Annotated in this window: 15 protein-coding genes and 1 pseudogene; 7 read left to right on the forward strand and 9 right to left on the reverse strand. The window is 49.4% G+C overall.

The genetic code is table 11. The features are described 5' to 3' along the window. Positions 1-204: 204 nt before the first annotated feature. From AB4124_RS01405 to AB4124_RS01425, 5 genes are all read right to left on the reverse strand, one after another. On the reverse strand, positions 205-1,134 hold the full coding sequence (locus tag AB4124_RS01405) for a carbohydrate ABC transporter permease (protein ID WP_076324131.1): 930 nt from the start codon (positions 1,132-1,134) through the stop codon (positions 205-207). Continuing rightward, the gene (locus AB4124_RS01410; protein ID WP_076324132.1) at positions 1,134-2,045 is read right to left on the reverse strand and encodes an ABC transporter permease; all 912 of its coding nucleotides are present in this window, start codon (positions 2,043-2,045) and stop codon (positions 1,134-1,136) included. The genes AB4124_RS01405 and AB4124_RS01410 overlap by 1 nt, the downstream gene beginning before the upstream one ends. Positions 2,046-2,055: 10 nt before the next feature. Next, a complete protein-coding gene (locus AB4124_RS01415; RefSeq protein WP_441970729.1) occupies positions 2,056-3,672 on the reverse strand; it encodes an ABC transporter substrate-binding protein in 1,617 nt (538 codons plus the stop codon). Positions 3,673-4,002: 330 nt separating this feature from the next. Then, positions 4,003-6,276 (reverse strand): helix-turn-helix domain-containing protein, encoded by a 2,274-nt coding sequence (locus tag AB4124_RS01420; RefSeq protein ID WP_441970730.1) that lies wholly within the window; start codon positions 6,274-6,276, stop codon positions 4,003-4,005. A gap of 152 nt (positions 6,277-6,428) precedes the next feature. Next, positions 6,429-6,773, reverse strand: coding sequence for a winged helix-turn-helix transcriptional regulator (locus AB4124_RS01425; RefSeq protein ID WP_339266984.1), 345 nt, complete (start codon positions 6,771-6,773; stop codon positions 6,429-6,431). A 200-nt stretch (positions 6,774-6,973) separates the two neighbouring features. Here AB4124_RS01425 and AB4124_RS01430 point away from each other — a divergent pair, with 200 nt between their 5' ends. Together AB4124_RS01430 and AB4124_RS01435 are read left to right on the forward strand one after the other, a co-directional pair. Beyond that, a complete protein-coding gene (locus tag AB4124_RS01430) occupies positions 6,974-8,143 on the forward strand; it encodes an MFS transporter (RefSeq protein WP_441970732.1) in 1,170 nt (389 codons plus the stop codon). Positions 8,144-8,300: 157 nt separating this feature from the next. After that, positions 8,301-9,050, forward strand: a pseudogene (locus AB4124_RS01435) (cupin domain-containing protein); the annotation flags it as partial. A gap of 284 nt (positions 9,051-9,334) precedes the next feature. Here the strand turns inward: AB4124_RS01435 and AB4124_RS01440 are convergent. Then, on the reverse strand, positions 9,335-9,568 hold the full coding sequence (locus AB4124_RS01440) for a hypothetical protein (RefSeq protein ID WP_441970734.1): 234 nt from the start codon (positions 9,566-9,568) through the stop codon (positions 9,335-9,337). A gap of 176 nt (positions 9,569-9,744) precedes the next feature. On the opposite strand from AB4124_RS01440, the gene AB4124_RS01445 reads away from it, so the two are divergent. Then, entirely contained in the window at positions 9,745-11,106 is a 1,362-nt protein-coding gene (locus AB4124_RS01445; protein WP_213643780.1) for a dipeptidase, read from the forward strand. A 788-nt stretch (positions 11,107-11,894) separates the two neighbouring features. Continuing rightward, positions 11,895-13,034: a zinc-dependent alcohol dehydrogenase gene (locus tag AB4124_RS01450; RefSeq protein ID WP_441970736.1), complete on the forward strand. Its 1,140-nt coding sequence runs from the start codon at positions 11,895-11,897 to the stop codon at positions 13,032-13,034. A gap of 210 nt (positions 13,035-13,244) precedes the next feature. On the opposite strand, the gene AB4124_RS01455 is transcribed toward AB4124_RS01450, so the two are convergent. After that, the gene (locus AB4124_RS01455) at positions 13,245-13,616 is read right to left on the reverse strand and encodes a hypothetical protein (RefSeq protein ID WP_430203301.1); all 372 of its coding nucleotides are present in this window, start codon (positions 13,614-13,616) and stop codon (positions 13,245-13,247) included. Between the two features lie 90 nt (positions 13,617-13,706). Continuing rightward, entirely contained in the window at positions 13,707-14,627 is a 921-nt protein-coding gene (locus AB4124_RS01460; RefSeq protein ID WP_441970738.1) for an aminoglycoside phosphotransferase family protein, read from the reverse strand. A gap of 213 nt (positions 14,628-14,840) precedes the next feature. Here AB4124_RS01460 and AB4124_RS01465 point away from each other — a divergent pair, with 213 nt between their 5' ends. The 3 genes from AB4124_RS01465 (at position 14,841) to AB4124_RS01475 (ending at position 16,703) form a co-directional block, all read left to right on the forward strand. Next, positions 14,841-15,338: a DinB family protein gene (locus AB4124_RS01465; protein WP_430203297.1), complete on the forward strand. Its 498-nt coding sequence runs from the start codon at positions 14,841-14,843 to the stop codon at positions 15,336-15,338. A 64-nt stretch (positions 15,339-15,402) separates the two neighbouring features. Then, complete coding sequence (locus AB4124_RS01470; RefSeq protein WP_441970740.1) at positions 15,403-16,395, forward strand: helix-turn-helix transcriptional regulator; 993 nt, start codon at positions 15,403-15,405, stop codon at positions 16,393-16,395. A gap of 5 nt (positions 16,396-16,400) precedes the next feature. Beyond that, on the forward strand, positions 16,401-16,703 hold the full coding sequence (locus tag AB4124_RS01475) for a putative quinol monooxygenase (protein ID WP_076324148.1): 303 nt from the start codon (positions 16,401-16,403) through the stop codon (positions 16,701-16,703). A gap of 69 nt (positions 16,704-16,772) precedes the next feature. On the opposite strand, the gene AB4124_RS01480 is transcribed toward AB4124_RS01475, so the two are convergent. After that, entirely contained in the window at positions 16,773-17,600 is an 828-nt protein-coding gene (locus AB4124_RS01480) for an AraC family transcriptional regulator (RefSeq protein WP_076324149.1), read from the reverse strand.

Below are 17,600 nucleotides of genomic sequence, written 5' to 3' on the forward strand. Positions count from 1 at the left end.
CATCCTCCTTCAAATTGATCATGATATGCATCATTAACATATTAATGTGAAGGAGAATCAAAACATTCCATTCACGAGGTTAATAATCGAACCGACAAAATAAGCAGAACAGAACATGGGGCGTCCCACCAGATCCAGGATCTTTTGGGGCACCCCTTTTTTGTCTACTTTTCTTAAGCTTGATTATTAAATTCGCCGAACGCGTTAACCTTTAATGGAGCCAATCATGACGCCTTTCTCAAAATATTTTTGCATAAACGGATAAATGAGTAGAATCGGAAGCGTTGATACGATAATGACCCCGTACTTGATCTGATCGGCATACCGCTGGGCATATCCTCCTGCATCCCCACCTGTTCCGGCACCGCTTGAGAACACCTGGTTCGACAGCAGAATATCCCGCAGAACGATTTGCAGCGGCTGGAGCTTCGTGTCCCGGATATAGATCAGCGCGGTGAAGAAATCATTCCAATGCCCCACCAAATAATAAAGTCCGATGACGGATACCAAGGCTTTGGACAGCGGCAAGGCCACTTTGAAGAAAAAGGTGAAGTGGGAGCAGCCGTCCATGACGGCCGCCTCATGTAGCTCCTGCGGCAGCGAGTTTTCAAAAAACGTCCGCGCAATGATCAAATAGAACACATTCACGGAGAACGGGAGAATGAACACCCAGATGGTGTTGGTCAGTCCAAGCCCCTTCATCAACAAATAGGTGGGAATCAGCCCCCCATTGAAAAACATCGTGATCACGAAAATGAACATGATGATTCGTCTGGCGCGAAATTCCTTTCTGGACAGCACGTAAGCCGCCGGAAGCGTGAACAGCATGTTAACCAAGGTTCCAAACACTGTGTAAAACAGCGTATTTCGGTACCCGGTCCAAATTCGCATATCCTTGAAAATCTCCTGGTAACCGAAAAAGCTGATGTTTTTGGGGATAAACATAACCTTCCCCGTCGATACGAGCGTTGAGTCGCTGAACGAAGCAATGATGATAAAGTACAGCGGATAGGCGATCAGCAGAAAAATCAAACCGCTCAGAAAACCCAATATGATCTTAAACGCTATCTCCTTACCGTTGATGCGCGTTCTACTATGTTCATGTTCCACAACCGTTTCTCCTTCCCCGATCATTAGAATAGGCTCGTTTCCGACATTCTCTTCGATATCGTGTTCATCGCATACAAGAATACGAAATTGATGAGCGTGTTAAACAAACCGATAGCCGAAGCCAAGCTGAATTGATTGGAGATGATCCCGATTTTATAGACGTAGGTGGCAATGACCTCCGAGACGGGAAGGTTCAGCGAATTCTGCATCAAGAATATTTTCTCGAAGCCGGTCCCGAGGATATTCCCCATGCTGAGAATAAACAGGATGATGATGGTCGGGATGAGAGCGGGAATGTCAACATACCGGATCGTCTGCCATCGGCTGGCCCCATCAATTTTGGCAGCATCATACAGCTGGGGATCAACGGTGGACAAGGCTGCAAGATAGATAATGCTGTTCCAGCCGCAATGCTGCCATATGTCGGAAAGCACATACACCGGGATAAATGTCGAGGTGGAGGCTAACAGATTGATATGCCCCAGCCCCACCGCTTTCATAAAGTGACCGACAACTCCGGTTTCGGAGGATAGCAGCACATTCAGCATGCCGACCAGCACGATGATGGATATGAAATGGGGGAGGTATACAGTGGTCTGCATCAGCTGCTTCATTCTTTTTCTGCGGATCTGGTTAAGGATGAGGGCCAATATGATCGGAGCCGGAAAGCCGAGCACGATCGTAGCCAAACTGATCAGAAATGTGTTGCGCATTAAATCCGTGAACAGATAACTGTCGATGAATTGCTGAAAGTAGGCAAGTCCTCGCCACTCACCGCCAGTCAAGCCTTTGCTGAAATCGTAATCCCGAAAAGCAAGCTGGATGCCGTACATCGGGATATAGTTAAACAACAGGATGACGATAATAGCCGGAAAAATCATAATCCACAGCTGATAATCTCGTCTGAAGGTGTTCTGTCTTTTACGGGATTCCATATCCTCCCTCCTAGTTTTGATTCATGTAGTCGTCATAATATTTTTGCATAATTTCCAAGTTCTGCTTCAGGCCTGCTTTCTCGCTTTCCTTGATGTACGTGTCCCATTCGGATTCCACTCCGCCCTTGGTCACCCATTTGGCAAAGCTGGATTCCGCCAGATTCATCACATTGGTGTTGTTCAGGCTCATGGCGTTATTGTCCATGGTGGAATATTTAATAAACATGCCGGGAAACACGTCCTTGTCGGGATCCACTTCTAAAGCAGCCTCCAGAGGCTCCGATTGTCCCAGCACCTCCTGCATATCGGTGCCGAGCGTCAGCTTCAAGGAATCGGGGATATAAAATGCGCCGTTGTCCGCCATCGTTGAGGTCCATTTCCATGTTCCCGGATCCATCTTGGCATCGGAAGGAGGCAGAACGGCATATGTACCGTCACCGTTATCTTTAATATTCGGACCGATGGATCCGAACAGCACTTGCATACCCACCTCGGGCGCATAGAGCTCGTTGATGAATTTCATGGCCGCTTCCTTGTTCTTGGTCTTGGCGGACATGACAATATGGTTGGGTCCATAGTTCAGCGAGTAATGATCATAGCTCCAGGACAGCTTCCCTGCATAATCTGCAGATACTTTCATCGGCGGCATGGAAGCATACTGCGGTGCCAACTGCTCACCGAAACGGTCGGAAGCCACCCATCCCCAGGTGAAGCCGACCTTCGCCGTGTCCCCTTCGCCGCGCGCAATGGATTGATATTTCGTATAATCATGGGTGAACACTTCCGGGTTGATCAGCCCCGCCTTGTACAGCTTGTTCAGGAATATAACCATCGTTTTGTACCGTTCATCCGTCAGGAAGTTCTTCACCTGTCCGTCCTCCACAAAATAGCCCTGCCCGCTGCCATCTGTCAGCGTAATGCCCATGCTGCCCAAGAGTACCGCAGGGTTAAAATATCCGCCGATGCCTCCCGGCCAATCCATCGGAATCTCGTCACGGGGATCGCCGTTGCCGTTGGCATCGTTCTCTTTGAAGGCAACGAGCACTTCATACAGCTCATCCCATGTCGTCGGCATGCTCAGTCCGAGGTGATCCAGCCACTGCTGGTTAATGAATTGCCTGCTGGCGGAAGCCGGCCAGAACCGCTGATATTTCGGTAGACCGTATATTCTGCCGTCCGACTGCGTTGCAATCACTTTCGTATCCGGTTTTTCATTAAACATGTTCTGTACGTTGGGTGCTTGATCAAGCATGCCGGACAGATCCTGGAAGAGCCCCTGGAACTGCGCAAAATCGGCATCCGTAATCACGTTCGGTCCGATAAACAGATCCGGTATATCCCCGCTGGCTAGCATCGTCCCTTTCTTCTGTCCCCAATCCGCGGTAATCTCCTGCCATTCGATGTCCACGCCCGCCGTCTCCTCAGCCTTTTGCAGCCATTCCATTTCAGCCAGCGGCTTTGTAAGCGGATGCTTGGTAATGATGGCAGTGAGTTTTACTTTTTTGCCTATTTGATCTCCGGGTGTTTCGGCCGATTCGTTAGCGTCACCTCCGCCCCCGCTGCATCCTGCTAATAATAATGCAGAGACGACGATAAGCGAGATGAAAACGTTTACCCTTTTCTTCATTCCATTACCTCCTGATTTGGTTTGTTGGTCTGGTCCATGGGGGAATGTGGCCATGTTTTGGCCTTGCCTTGGGACATATTTCACTCTAAACGGAGGGGAAGAGCCCCGTAAACGAACAGTTTTTTAAGCATCCTCATTTTTTGAAAGCGCTTATAATTAAAGAGGTAAAAGTGCGACCAGTCCGGATCGCTACAGGGAATTCAAATATTGTATATGTTCAAAAATTGAAGCTACTCGGCTTTAAGAAAGCGCCGGCAAAGAAGCGAATAACGAAAAAAGTTTACAAAAGACCGCTGTAAGCTGCCTTATTCGGCATCAGCGGTCTTCGTTTTATGCTTTATGCGTATTTCGATATTGACCAGGTGTCGTACCCACCATCTTTTTGAAGGAACGGATAAAACTCGAGGTGTTGGTGTATCCGACCTGTTGGGAAATGGATTCGAGGGTCTCCTCGCTGTCCCGCAGAAGCTGTATGGATTTCTGGATGCGAAGCTGATCGATATACTCTTTGAAATTTTGCCCCATCGTTTTCTTGAAGTGATGGCTGAAGTTGGAGACCGACATATCAAAATTATCGGCCATCATCTGCAGCGAGCAGTTTGGATCCATTCCTTTCTCCGCAATAAGGGACAGAATCTCTTCCTGCGTTGCCGTACGAGACACGGGGAGCGTTTCGCTGATCATATCGCATAGCTTGGCATAACTCTCCCTGATAATTCCGATCATCTGCTCCAGTGTATAACGGTGGTTAAATGCCGCCTCGGTTAGCCGAAGCAGGCTCTGGTCGTCATGACGGAACCGCTGGAGGCCGTTGAAGATGACGGTAACCGTATTGAGGTACACGCTCCGTATCATATGCGGCGGCAGGCTGTCATTGCTTAAGTAACCGATCATTCGCTCCGCCAAAGAGGACAGCATGGCCGCATCGTTCTTGAGGATCGCAAGCTCTAGGGATTGCAGGATTTCGGCAAAATAGGAGACGGCTCCGGTTTGGGGGACCTCAAGGTTGTCAAAGACCAGCACGGTCCCGGTCTTCCGGATGCGCAGAAACTCCGCTGTGCGGAGCGCCTGCAGGTAGGAGAGATGGAGGTCCACCGGCGATTGGGCAGCGCTAGGCTTGCCGATGCCAATCGCCGTCTGTTGGCCGGTACGCTCCAAGATTTCTTCCTGCAGCCGCTCTAGGCAGGATTTAATAGGGAAATCATCTGTATGGGAGCACGCCAGAATCAATTCCTGCTGATAGATGCTCTTGAAGAAGTAACCCTGGGCATCATCAGGCAGCAGGCCTTCATATTCCCGGCAGCAAGCCAATATCTTGTCCATCCCTGCTCCATCCGCTTCACAGCATAATACGGCAACCGTGAAGTTATCATGACGAAACTGGATGCCGACCATGCAGGCTTCCTGTTCAAAGTTCTCCCAGTCTGGAATATGCCCACTCACCAGCTCAAACAGCAGGTTATCCCGCATAATTGGCAAAGATCCTCTCACATGCTCATCCAGCTTGCTGTTAGCCTGCGAAAGCTCCTCCAACGTATACTTGATCGTATCAATCTCATTCATCGGTTTTCGCTCCTGCGGTTTAAACACATGTACGGCCAGATCAACCAGACGTCGAATTGGCTGGTAGTTCTTCCGGATGGATACGTAGATGATGAACACTTCAAGCAGCAGAATCAGCCCGACAAGGATGGCTGTATTCAGCTGAATCGTCCGAATGCCCTGCAGGGACTTAGATACCGGCAGCAAACTCACGTATTTCCATCCATTCTTCTCCGAAACCGAGGACGATACCAGATAGTCCGATCCGCTGATTGTATGAATACCCGAGGAGGAAACTGACTCTTCCCCTAAGTCATGCACAAGCTTCTTGAAATCATCGGAGGATTGGTATGACGTGTCATTGGAGGATACCAATCGCCTTCCCTGGCCGTCTAACACAAAAAAATCGCCGCTATAGGTTTCCGAAACGGACTTCATCATCCGGACAATCGTATCCTCCCTGACCATGATCATGACGGCTCCGGGGGAATTCGAGCCCCCTACCGGCAGCGGCTGAACGAAGGTCAGCATTCTGACCCGGTTATTGCCGGGCACAACCACATTCTCCACAGGCCTGACGATAGGAGCATTAAGATCATTCAGGGTCTGGATCATATCTTCATGCGCCCAGTTTTCATAATAGTAACCGACACCCGGAATGGAGAGGTCGTCCAGACTGTATGCGCTTCCAGTTTTGGAAAACAAATAACCGATGTTCTTCACATACAGCAAGGTGTTGTAAATAAAAGCATCGGTTGCATTGTATTTTTTCATCTCATTGGCAATAAGCACCCGCTGGTAGTCGCTTTCCTCCGCCTTATACATTTTGAATTCCCGGTTCTGCACCAGCTCAAACGGCAGATTGTACACATACCTTGTAAACGTATCCATCGATGTCATAAACTGCTCCGTAATATGCGCATTCCAGTCCATTTCCTTCTCTTTCACCACTTCTGCCGAATAAGGATAGTAATAGCACAGAATGACAATCACGGGAAACATCAGCACAAGCAAATAGGAAATCAATAATTTTGTCAGCAGGTTAATCTTATGGATTCGCAAGCGGCGACCACCTCCCTATCCTTCATACCCAATCTGAAAATGTTATCTATAAGAATACGTAATTTTCAAAAAAAAGAAAACTCATTTCCTGTTATAACCTTTGGAAATGAGTTTTTTGATATGTGTACTATTTTAGTGGCATGTGGCAGCAGTCAAGAGGATTGTTCCACTCCCCATTTTTCGGCCCACTTCTCCATCTCCTTCAAAGAATCCAGGAAGTCCAGCCCCTTCTCGGTCAATGAATACTCAACGGATATCGGAACGGTAGGGAATACCTCACGTCTTACGATACCGTTTCCTTCCAAATGCCGCAGCACATCCGTTAAGGATTGCGTCTTGATAATAGCTGCATCCCGATGAAGCTGGTTAAAACGTTTCGCTCCTTGAGCTAATTGCGCGATGACAAGAAACGCCCATTTGGCTCCAAGAATTTGCAGCACTGAGCAGATATGATTGAACGCCGGCGTTTCCTGAAAGTCTTCTTTAACCGGTTCCACTGCCTCACCCCATTACTAACTAATCGTAAGTTAGTCAAAATGATTGGATAATATCCAAATACTTTGCCTTCTTACATAATATATGCGTCTTACTTATAATACAAACACAAAGAGGTTTCAAGTTAATCCAACTCGCTTGCGGCATGTGCTAGCCATGATCGCAGAGGGTAGTGATCTCCTAACGAAGGGATGAATTAAATATGAATCGATTTACGATATATTTATTGGCGCTTGGGGTTTTTCTTACTGCCACCTCGGAACTGGTCGTCTCCGGTATTCTGTATGCAATCGCAGACGATCTTCATATTTCCTTGGCCTTTGCCGGCCAGCTGATTACCGCTTATTCGCTTGCTTTTGCGATTGGAACACCGATTCTGGTCTCGCTCACCGCTCGGTTCAACCGTAAAAAAGTGCTGCTCGGCTCTCTTTTGCTGTTTATTGCCGGCAGTCTCGTTTCCTATTTCAGCACTGAAGTCTGGATGCTCATGGGTTCCCGCATCATCCTGGGGGTAAGCTCAGGAGTGTATCTCGTTGCCGCAATGGGGACAGCAGCCAAGCTGGTATCACCGGATACATTAGGCCGTGCCATCGGCACCATCGTGCTAGGTTTCAGCAGCGCCATGGTACTTGGCGTACCGATCGGAATATGGATCACGAATCTGCTGAACTGGCAATCGATCTTTCTGCTGCTGGCTCTGCTCAGTCTGCTGGTCGCCTTTATCCTGATCAGACTCCTGCCGGATGTTGAAGGGGACGCCCCCGTTCCCTTTCACCAGCAATTCAAAGTGCTGGGGAGTCTCGTCATCATGAGCGCGCTGCTGCTTACGTTCTTCCGGGAATCCGGCAACTCGGTACTGTTCACGTATGTTACGCCATTTATCCAGGATATCTTCCATATCGCTCCCTCAGGCATCAGTATCATTATGCTCGGTTTTGGACTATTTGGAGCGATCGGCTCGAGGCTCGGCGGATATGGGGTCGACCGGTTTGGGCCTGCGAAAGTGATTACCCTCAGCACGCTCATTCATATCGCGGTATTCGCATTTCTTCCGCTGCTCATAGGCCAATCGTTTATAGGACTCGGGCTGATGGGAATCATGGTGCTGTCCATGTTTGCGGCGGGTCCGGCCGTTCAGAGTTATTTTATACAGAAGGCACCGTGCTCCTCCAATCTGATTCTCAGCTTAAACACCTCCATTGTGCACCTCGGGTTAGCCGCAGGCGCGGGTTCAGGAGGCTTCATGGTCAATACGACATCCACGCTTCAATATCATCCATGGCTCGGTGGATTCGTGCTCACACTAGGCCTGGCTGCAGGACTTGTCAGCTTCTCGGCCGGTCGAAAGACATGGGTTCCAAAATCGGCTTGACCTCACCCGCTCCATCATATGAAATTTGCCCAAGCCACCCTGCCAACGGGTGGCTTGCATGCTGCTGGTTCCAAAAATGGGCTCACGCATGATTGCCCATGGGAATAACGTATTTTATGGGTCAACGCCTATTACAATATGAAGGGCAGGAATCACAGTGGCAACCTCTTATATGGATTTCACCTCACCGTCCGTTCAGTATACTTATGATATGAGCAATAATCCGTTTTTCAAAAAAGATAGCCGAAATTATATTAATTCTCTCTCCATAAAAGAATTGAACACGCTCGGCAACGCTTCCCTGCTGGATATATACCTCAGCACCGGAAACGTGATAGAGCCGCATATCCATCAGAATGCATCGGAATTGGTGTATGTCATTTCTGGTGCAGTCATCGTCTCTATCGTCAATCCATTTACGAAGGAGCTGCTAAACTTTACGTTAACGCCCGGTCAGGTTGTGCTCGTGCCCCAAGGCTGGTGGCATTATGAAATGGCGACGGTTGACAACACCCACCTGATCGCGATTTTTGACGCACCGGTGCCTGAGTTTATTGGAGGTTCGGATCTTTTGAGATTGACGCCAGCCAGCGTGTTCGCTCACACCTACTGCCTGGATGAAGCCAAAGTCAAGGATACCCTAGCTCCGATTACCGATACGGTTATCATCGGCCCGCCCAACGACTGCTCGCAGCAAGAGCAAGTGCAAGGGCAGATGAAACATCCTCAGCATTTGTCACATCATAATCAGCACTATTATCATCAAGAAACATCTGGTAATCGTCGAGACTATGAGCTTCTTCAGCAGCAGCAACAGCAATACCAACAACAGCAGCTGCAATTTCAGCAGCAGCAGCAGCAACAGCAATATCAGCAGCAGCAACAGCAAACGATGTTCCAGCAGCAATTTCAAACTCAGGATCAACCGCAGCATGGAGCATATGCTGCTGAACCGCAGCGAACAGCAGGTCCATCACATGAGCAATTCCGTTCACAACAACAGTTACAAGAACAACAGCGGCAGCAATTCATCCAACAGCAGCGGCAGCTGCCATTCTTACAGCGCCAGCTGATTGGAAATGGCTGGGATCAATTCTGATCAACCTTTTGGTGATAGGTCCTCGAGCATAATACGCAGCATCACTATTCGTCAGTGATGCTGCGTATTTCTCTTTTTTATATGGAATTATATTATTTAGGAAGACGGGATGCTCCCGTTATTTTCAGCTTCCGACACGCAATGTTCTCAGGCCGTGTAACCGAAATGGACCACTGAATGCCCGATGTCAAATTCACCAGGCTTAAATAATATCCATGTCCTGCGCCTGTATCGATCCCCAGCTTACCCTCGCCATACCAGAGCTCCTCTGGCGGTACACCTAGACGAAACGTAGAAGGGTGGCCGAAAACAATCATTTTATCCATGTAACGTGGCGACTGATGAAACGGCTACGGATCTCCGTCAATTCTTCCGGCTTTTGCGCATGACAAGTTTCAAGATTAATCCCGCTATATTTCGTATTCCTCGAAAAACGGTTAGAATAGTAAGGTACGGCATCCATCGAATGCCAATGAGAATTTTGAAGGAGGATCCCTATAACATGAGCGTTGATTATAAAGCGTATTTCGCTGAACACCGCGAAACCCATCTGAATGAGTTGAAGGAATGGTTGTCCATTCCGAGCATTTCGGCCCTGTCCGAGCACAAAGGCGATGTGGCAAAGGCTGCCGAGTGGCTCGCAGGCAAGCTGACGGAAGCAGGCCTTGAGCATGTGGAAGTTCATCAAACGGCAGGACATCCTATTATTACGGCAGACTATCTGCATGCCGAAGGCAAACCAACCGTGCTCGTATACGGTCACTATGACGTACAGCCTGTAGACCCGCTTCATCTGTGGGAAACGCCGCCCTTCGAGCCGGCTATCCGTAACGGAAAATTGTATGCACGCGGAGCAACGGACGATAAAGGCCAGCTCTTCCTGCATGTCAAAGCCGTTGAAGCCATTTTGAAGCAAGAGAAAGAGCTTCCGGTCAACATCAAATTCTGCATTGAAGGCGAAGAAGAGGTGTCCAGCCCGAACCTCCCGCTCTATCTTGACAACAACAAGGACAAGCTGGCCGCAGACGCCATCGTGATCTCGGATACATCCCTGCTCGCACCTGGCAAACCGGCCATTTCCACAGGCCTTCGCGGATTGTGCTCCCTAGAGTTGTCTCTGGAAACAGCCAATACCGACCTTCATTCCGGTACATATGGCGGCGGCGTACCTAACGCCTTGCATGCCCTCGTCTCCCTGCTCTCTTCGCTTCATGACGAGCAAGGCCGTGTCGCCGTAAAAGGCTTCTATGACGGCGTGCTCGAGCTGTCGCCTGAAATGCGCGAGGAATTTGCCAAGCAGGAATTTGACGAGGATAAGCTGAAGCAGGATCTCGGCCTCGATTCCCTGTACGGTGAGGAAGGATTCTCCTTCGTTGAACGCGTGGGAGCGCGTCCGACCCTTGAGCTGAACGGAGTATACGGCGGATTCCAGGGTGAAGGCAGCAAGACGGTTATTCCGAAGGAAGCCCATGCCAAAATTACGTGCCGCTTGGTGGCGGACCAGGATCCGCAAGCGGTCCTCGACGCGATTGAAGCCCACTTGCATGCCCACACTCCAGTCGGTTCGAAGATTACGTTTAAACCGAAGGAAAAGGCATTCGCCTTCAACATAGATCCGTCCCATCCAATGCTGCAAAAAGCCGCGGACGCCTTCGAACATGTCTACGGCACGCGTGCCCTCTTTACAAAGGATGGCGGATCCATCCCGATCGTCGAGAAGCTGTCCAGCACGCTTGATGCTCCTGCCGTCATGATGGGCTTTGGCTTGCCGGACGAGAATCTGCATGCTCCGAACGAGCATTTGAATTTGGAGAATTTCGATAAAGGTTTGCTGACGATCGTTGAGTATTTGAAGCTCGTGTAAACTTTTGCCGCCAACGGCCAAAGCGTAGACGCCAACATCACCTGGACACCGCGACCTTCACGCGAGAAGGAAAGCCCAAAGAGTAATCGTAAAGATCCTAAAAAAGAACGCGTATGGCGGGATAACCGAATCCCTGCCAATACGCGTTCTTTGTTTTTAAGAAAAGTCCCTTATGCCATCCACATACCGACCATCGGACTGCGGCTTCGGTTTACCGAAGAAAATCGGCCATGGGGTGTGTCCTACAAAAACTTATTACTGGCTGCTATCACCAAACAGGTAATTTCATCAGCAACAAGCCGCTGCTATCACCAACAAGCCACACTATCACAATAAGCCGCATCTAACGGACCACAGATCCGTTATTTGCACGATTCAGGCGATTTTCTTATCCTAACGGACACCAAGTCCGTTATTCAACCCTTTCGCCGCGGGAAAACGGACTTTTTATGCAAATAACGTACCTCATGTCCGCTAGGATCCCAGTTTAGCTCTTATCGGATCAAATAACGGATCCTGTGTCCGTTAGAATTCGAAGTTATCCACTTATCGAACCAGCAGTTATCACCGTCCTATGTCCGGTAAGCCCGAAAGTATACATTTAACACGCTTGCCGTCGGGCTCTGTTAACACCGTGACTTTACTCTGTTTAGCATTGACCGTTCTTCAAACAAACTATGTTTTTGCGCATAGCAGCGCAAATGCATAAATAGCGATGGGGATGTTAATAAAAGTGCATATCGGGTATTAAAAAGAGAACATATGTACATCGCATGAGGAGGGAACAAATGAGAGCAGTCACATTTCAAGGCGCAAAAGATATTCAGGTCAAAGACGTGCAGGATCCATCCCTTCAGACACAGGATGATATTATCGTCCGCATCACCTCTACAGCCATTTGCGGTTCCGATCTTCATATATACCTCGGGACTATGCCCACGACTAAAGATTTCGTGATCGGCCATGAGCCCATGGGAATCGTAGAAGAGATCGGTGCTAACGTAACCCGCGTAAAAAAAGGCGACCGCGTCGTTCTTCCGTTCAATGTTTCTTGCGGCCACTGCTACTATTGCAATCATGATATGGAGAGTCAATGCGACAATTCCAATGGCAACCCGGATGTCCATACCGGTGGATACCTGGGTTACACCGAACGCTATGGAAATTATCCTGGAGGGCAGGCTGAATATCTGCGCGTACCGTACGGGAACTTTATGCCGTTTGTCATCCCCGAATCATGCGAACTGGAGGATGAGGCGCTTCTCTTCTTGTCCGATGTTCTGCCTACTGCCTATTGGAGCGTGGAGAATGCCGGCGTGAAGCCAGGCGATACCGTCACGGTGCTCGGCTGTGGACCGGTCGGTCTGATGACCCAAAAATTCGCCTGGATGAAGGGGGCTAAACGGGTAATCGCCGTGGACCGCCTTCCCTACCGGCTGCAAAAAGCAAAGCGGATGAACAATGTTGAGATCTACAATTTTGAAGACTATGATGATATGGGCGCGTACATCCGCGAGATCACTAAGGGCGGCACGGATATTGTGATCGACTGCGTTGGCATGGACGGAAAGAAGTCAACCATGGAAGCCATTGGTCAAAAGCTGAAGCTCCAAGGCGGAACGTTAAGCGCAATGGATATTGCCTTCGATGCCGTTCGCAAATTCGGCACCGTTCAGCTGACCGGCGTGTACGGTTCATTGTACAACATGTTCCCGCTGGGCCATATTTTTGAACGAAACATTACCCTTACCATGGGACAAGCCCCTGTCATCCATTATATGCCGGAGCTGTTCAGGAAGATCACCGCCGGGGAATTTGATCCAACCGAGATTGTATCCCACCGGCTTCCACTGGAACAAGCAAGCGATGCCTATCGGATATTTAGCGATCATGAAGAAGACTGCACCAAGGTGGTTCTGAAGCCGTAGCGTCAATTCAAAGCTACAAGAATAAACCAAACATTCCCTGTCACAACCTTTGGATTGGATAGGAATTGCTTGGTTTTTTATGTCCTGTTTTGATGGAGCTTAGTGAGTGAGCTTAAAATCTTCTCGGATGAGTGTTGGACGCTTCGACATGACCTCAAGTCTCAAGGGATGCGTGTCGTCAACGGCTAACATATTCGCCGGGTAGGCTGTCTATTCATTCGCTTTTCTGGGATTCACCCGGATGATCGTTCCGCACGGATCGGATATCCAGTAGCCTCGCGAGTTCTCGTAAACCTCCACCTCATCCCTGCGATCCACCTGATGCTCTCTCAAATATGAAGCGGCGGTCTCGGGATGATCCGTATTGACCTCTAACCAGACATCCTGCTGAGCATAGTGAGTCATGCAATCCAGCCATAAATTATTCGGGCCGTGCTGAAAGAGGTGTGAACCATCCTTGAAGCCTAAATAAGGCAGCCGCAAAACCTCTTTGTAAAAATGCACGGTTTCCTCATACTTGTACTTCGGAATTTTAAGGGCAATATTGTTTCCGCCGACAAACTGAATATCCGCTGATGACATGAGTACAAACCTCCTTTTGGGATTTGATGTCATTGTATCATGCAGCATCACCGAAAAATTCTTCTGGATTGCTATCCTAGCAGCGTTGGTTTAAGACGACCTCGCCATTGGTTTATACCAGTTGGGCATATGCGTCTGGAACCCCTCATACCAGTTCAGCACCTCTTGAGCCTGATTCACCATAACCTCCACTTCCTGCTCTCCGAATGGAATCGCCCAATGAATCGAGGAAATCTGATTGCTCGCGATATAAAGTGCCATTAATCTGAAAAATGAATCCGGTACCTCACGTCCTTGAAAATATCCGTGAATACGACCGGAAGCGAACCACGGGCTAATCGCGGCATCCCACGTAATCCGATTAAACTCCTCCCAAGGGTCACCATAATCCGCCCGGTTGAAATCGATGATGCCCAACTCACCTTCAGGAGTAACCACCATATTGCCGACATGATAATCCCCATGCTGAAAAGCACGGGGCCGCTCATCAAGCAAATACCGATGCTCCTCCATAAAACGAATGATGTTCTCAGCACCTGCAAGCTGGAAGCCACAGTTCTTATAATTTTTGATGTACCTATCCATTTTGGAATTATAATAATCCGCCCATGTGTCAAAGCTGCTTTCAGCCGGAATGCGATGCATTTCGCTCAAATATTGCCCTGCCTGAACGCCAAGCCGGTACTGCTCCTCAGAATCCAGCAATGGAATCGCATCCCTTGCATCTTCTCCCGGAACCCATGTAAACAGGGAAAATACTTGCCTGCCCTCATGGCATACGCCAAAATCAATCGGGCGAGACGTACGCATTTCGATAGAATCAAGCTTTTTTACCGCTTCAAACTCCCACCGCTTTCGCTCATATTGAGAGATGTCGGATAATCGGAGAAGCCACTCCTGGCCTTCCGTATCCTGAACATAGTATTTACGATCTGCCGACCAGCCCTTGTCAACCGTTTGAACGGTAATCCACTTATGAGCCCCTGGGATTTCGCGAATCGCTTCCTGCATGCTGTACACCCCCTATATTCGATAACCTGCACGATCTTTAAATCTCATACATTATAAAGGAAGAGGGTTCATTAGACCATGCAGATCAATCTCCGGCTAAGCATTGGAATAAATAAATTCGTTGCGCCCCATAATCACTGACCGTAATTGTCAGGAATGATGTAATATACTCGACTTACAGCATCCATCCTAATATAAAGCGAGGGTTTACACATGAACATGAGTTTAGAGGATTTTACGACAGAATGGTTAAAAGAGGCACGGATTACGGAACAAGTAATGGACGCATTAACCGACGATTCGCTCAAAACCGCCATGACGGAACAGCATCGCACGCTCGGTCAGCTGGCTTGGCATTTGGTGATGTCGATTCAGTACATGACCATGCTCGGTTTGCAATTTGAGGCCCCATCTCGCGAGCAGGAAATCCCAGGTTCCGCCGCCGAGATTCAGCACAGTTACCGCCGGATCCGGCATGCCTTTCTGGATGCGGTGCAGTCGCAGTGGAGCGAGGAGGATCTTCGCGCAACTCGTGATTTCGACGGAGAGCCTTGGGCAAATGCGGCATTCCTGCATTTTACCCTGGTTCATCAAGCCCATCACCGCGGACAGATGACGGTGCTGATGAGACAAGCCGGCCTGCGAATTCCCGAGCTCTACGGTCCGACTTACGATTCCTGGATCGACAAGGGAATGGACCCGCTCGTGTAGAAAAGATACAATCTACTTAAAAGCAAACATTCGGGATCATCCCATCTGGAAGGAGCGAATCTAGATGTCCAAAGCGGATAATATGCTGTCGATCCTGTGGATGCTCCGCTCGGGCAAGAAGATGACCGCACAGCAAATCGCCGATGAACTGGAAATCCATGTTCGAACGGTGTACCGCTGCATCGATTCGTTATGCGCCAGCGGCGCGCCCATCATCGCCGATTCCGGGCCGAACGGCGGCTTTCGGATCCTCGGACATTTTGCCGAATCCCCACTGATGTTTGATGCAGAAGAGCAGAAGGCATTGGTGCATGCTTCGATCTTTGCCAAAGAAAGCGGCTATCCGTTTACAGACGCACTGCAGCGGGCGATTGACAAGCTGAAGCTTTATACGAACGAAGAGCAGCTTCATCAGATCGAACGGCACAGCGGCGGCGTCTCGGTGTTGCAGCCTCCTGTCCAAAAGGGGCTGCGGCCGCTGCTTCAGACGCTTGAAAGTGCCGCGGCGCACGGGCAAACCCTGAAGATGACGTATTCGAAGGGCAGGGAAGGCGCAAGCGTTACCCGAGACTTCGATCCCTACGGGATCATCCACTGGAAGGGTCAATGGTATGCTGCGGGCTTCTGCCATCTGCGTCAAGAGATTCGCAATTTTCGCGTGGATCGGATCATCGAGCTGGAGCTGACAGAGCATGGATTTGAACGGCCCGCTGATTTTTCGGCCAAGGATGTACTGCTTGGCAGTCTGCTGCCCGATCAAGGCAGCCATGAACCGCTGGTCCATGTCGTCATCCAAGGCCACGAGCATGTTCTGAATGAATTAAGTCAGCATTGGTTATTTGGATATACGCTTGTGAAACGCTGTGATGGAGAAGCTCATTTCCGACTGGATACGTCTTCGCTGACGTCCTATGTTCCCTATTTTCTTCTCCCATATGGCAAATCTTTAACCATTCTGGAGCCCGCTTCTCTTGTTCTGAAACTGTCAGAAATCACGACAAGCATGGCGCTCCATTACGAACGCATGTTAAGCGACATGACCAAAAAGGAAGGGTGAACCCGATGGAGAAATTCGCGATGTACGGAAAGCTGATTGCCCATCCCGGCAAACGGGATGAACTTGCAGAGATCCTGCTCGAAGCAGCAGCGATGCTTAGCGATAACAAAGATTGTGAACTCTATATCGTCAACGTTTCGGACAGCGATCCGAATGCCGTCTGGGTCACGGAATTGTGGAGCAGCCAAGACGCGCATGCCGCTTCATTGCAGGGAGCCGATACGTCCGAACTGCTGCAGCGCGGGCGGCCGCTGATTGCCGGTGCGGAGCCGCTCAGGCTTAAACCGCTAGGAGGAAAAGGTTTTTAGGTAACCCAACCCTGATCAGAAGAATAGAGGCTGTCCCCGAATCGAAATTCAGGGACAGCCTCTTTTTTGCTATATATTGTTCCGGTATTCCGAGGGGCTGTAACCAACCTCTTTACGAAACGTTTTCGAGAAATAGTTCGCCGATTCAAAGCCAGTTGCGTCCGCAATTTCTTTGATGCTCAGAGGGGTCGTTCTCAGCATGAGTTTGGCCTGCTCCATTCGTTTGAGGCTTAAATATTTCTGCGGCGTGATCCCAAAATGGCGTTTAAAGTACTTAATAAAATAATTCGGATGCAAATGCAGCGTCCCCGCCATCTGCTCCAGCGTAATTTCCTCATGCAGGTGATTCTTAATGTACTGCTGCACTTTGTGGAGCCTGCCCATATCTTCCATTTTGTCCGTATGAATCTGCGGGTGCTGGTGCTCGAACACTCGGGACAGGATGTCCAGCATCACCGACTTTTCCTTTAACCGCGCGGCGATGGTACCGGTACGATGCGCATCCACCAGCTGCTGGAATAATGACGGAATCTCCGCGTTCTCCGATAAATCATAGCAATAAGGAACGTTCAGCCAGGAAAACACATCGGAATCACCTACGGTCGCCGAGAAATGCGACCAATATTTAAGATAGGGACGGCCGCTGATGACAGAGTAGGATTGCCTGGTCCGTGCCGGCATCAGAACCAATTGACCCGGAACGGGATACAGCTCCTCATCGCCGATTTTCACCCATCCTTCCCCATCCAGGATAAAATAGAGCTTGTTGTAAGACACGGTGTAGTCGAATTCCTTCCACTCCGGCCAGCACTGCGTTCTTTCGGCCTCCCAGATCTGAACCTGCATGTTCAGGAGCATCTGCTGAATGGCTTCATGTTCATTTCGTTCATTCTTCAT

Origin of the sequence: Paenibacillus sp. 2KB_20 (genome assembly GCF_052115765.1) — a bacterium.
Lineage (GTDB): Bacteria > Bacillota > Bacilli > Paenibacillales > Paenibacillaceae > Paenibacillus_AQ.

Excerpts from the sequence above, each read along its gene's own strand:
- AB4124_RS01415 (WP_441970729.1), bottom strand. The coding sequence starts at position 3,672 with ATGAAGAAAAGGGTAAACGTTTTCATCTCGCTTATCGTCGTCTCTGCA.
- AB4124_RS01465 (WP_430203297.1), top strand. The coding sequence starts at position 14,841 with ATGAACATGAGTTTAGAGGATTTTACGACAGAATGGTTAAAAGAGGCA.
- AB4124_RS01475 (WP_076324148.1), top strand. The coding sequence starts at position 16,401 with ATGGAGAAATTCGCGATGTACGGAAAGCTGATTGCCCATCCCGGCAAA.
- AB4124_RS01470 (WP_441970740.1), top strand. The coding sequence starts at position 15,403 with ATGTCCAAAGCGGATAATATGCTGTCGATCCTGTGGATGCTCCGCTCG.
- AB4124_RS01460 (WP_441970738.1), bottom strand. The coding sequence starts at position 14,627 with ATGCAGGAAGCGATTCGCGAAATCCCAGGGGCTCATAAGTGGATTACC.
- AB4124_RS01410 (WP_076324132.1), bottom strand. The coding sequence starts at position 2,045 with ATGGAATCCCGTAAAAGACAGAACACCTTCAGACGAGATTATCAGCTG.
- AB4124_RS01480 (WP_076324149.1), bottom strand. The coding sequence starts at position 17,600 with ATGAAGAATGAACGAAATGAACATGAAGCCATTCAGCAGATGCTCCTG.
- AB4124_RS01440 (WP_441970734.1), bottom strand. The coding sequence starts at position 9,568 with ATGGATAAAATGATTGTTTTCGGCCACCCTTCTACGTTTCGTCTAGGT.
- AB4124_RS01455 (WP_430203301.1), bottom strand. The coding sequence starts at position 13,616 with ATGTCATCAGCGGATATTCAGTTTGTCGGCGGAAACAATATTGCCCTT.
- AB4124_RS01430 (WP_441970732.1), top strand. The coding sequence starts at position 6,974 with ATGAATCGATTTACGATATATTTATTGGCGCTTGGGGTTTTTCTTACT.
- AB4124_RS01405 (WP_076324131.1), bottom strand. The coding sequence starts at position 1,134 with ATGATCGGGGAAGGAGAAACGGTTGTGGAACATGAACATAGTAGAACG.
- AB4124_RS01445 (WP_213643780.1), top strand. The coding sequence starts at position 9,745 with ATGAGCGTTGATTATAAAGCGTATTTCGCTGAACACCGCGAAACCCAT.
- AB4124_RS01450 (WP_441970736.1), top strand. The coding sequence starts at position 11,895 with ATGAGAGCAGTCACATTTCAAGGCGCAAAAGATATTCAGGTCAAAGAC.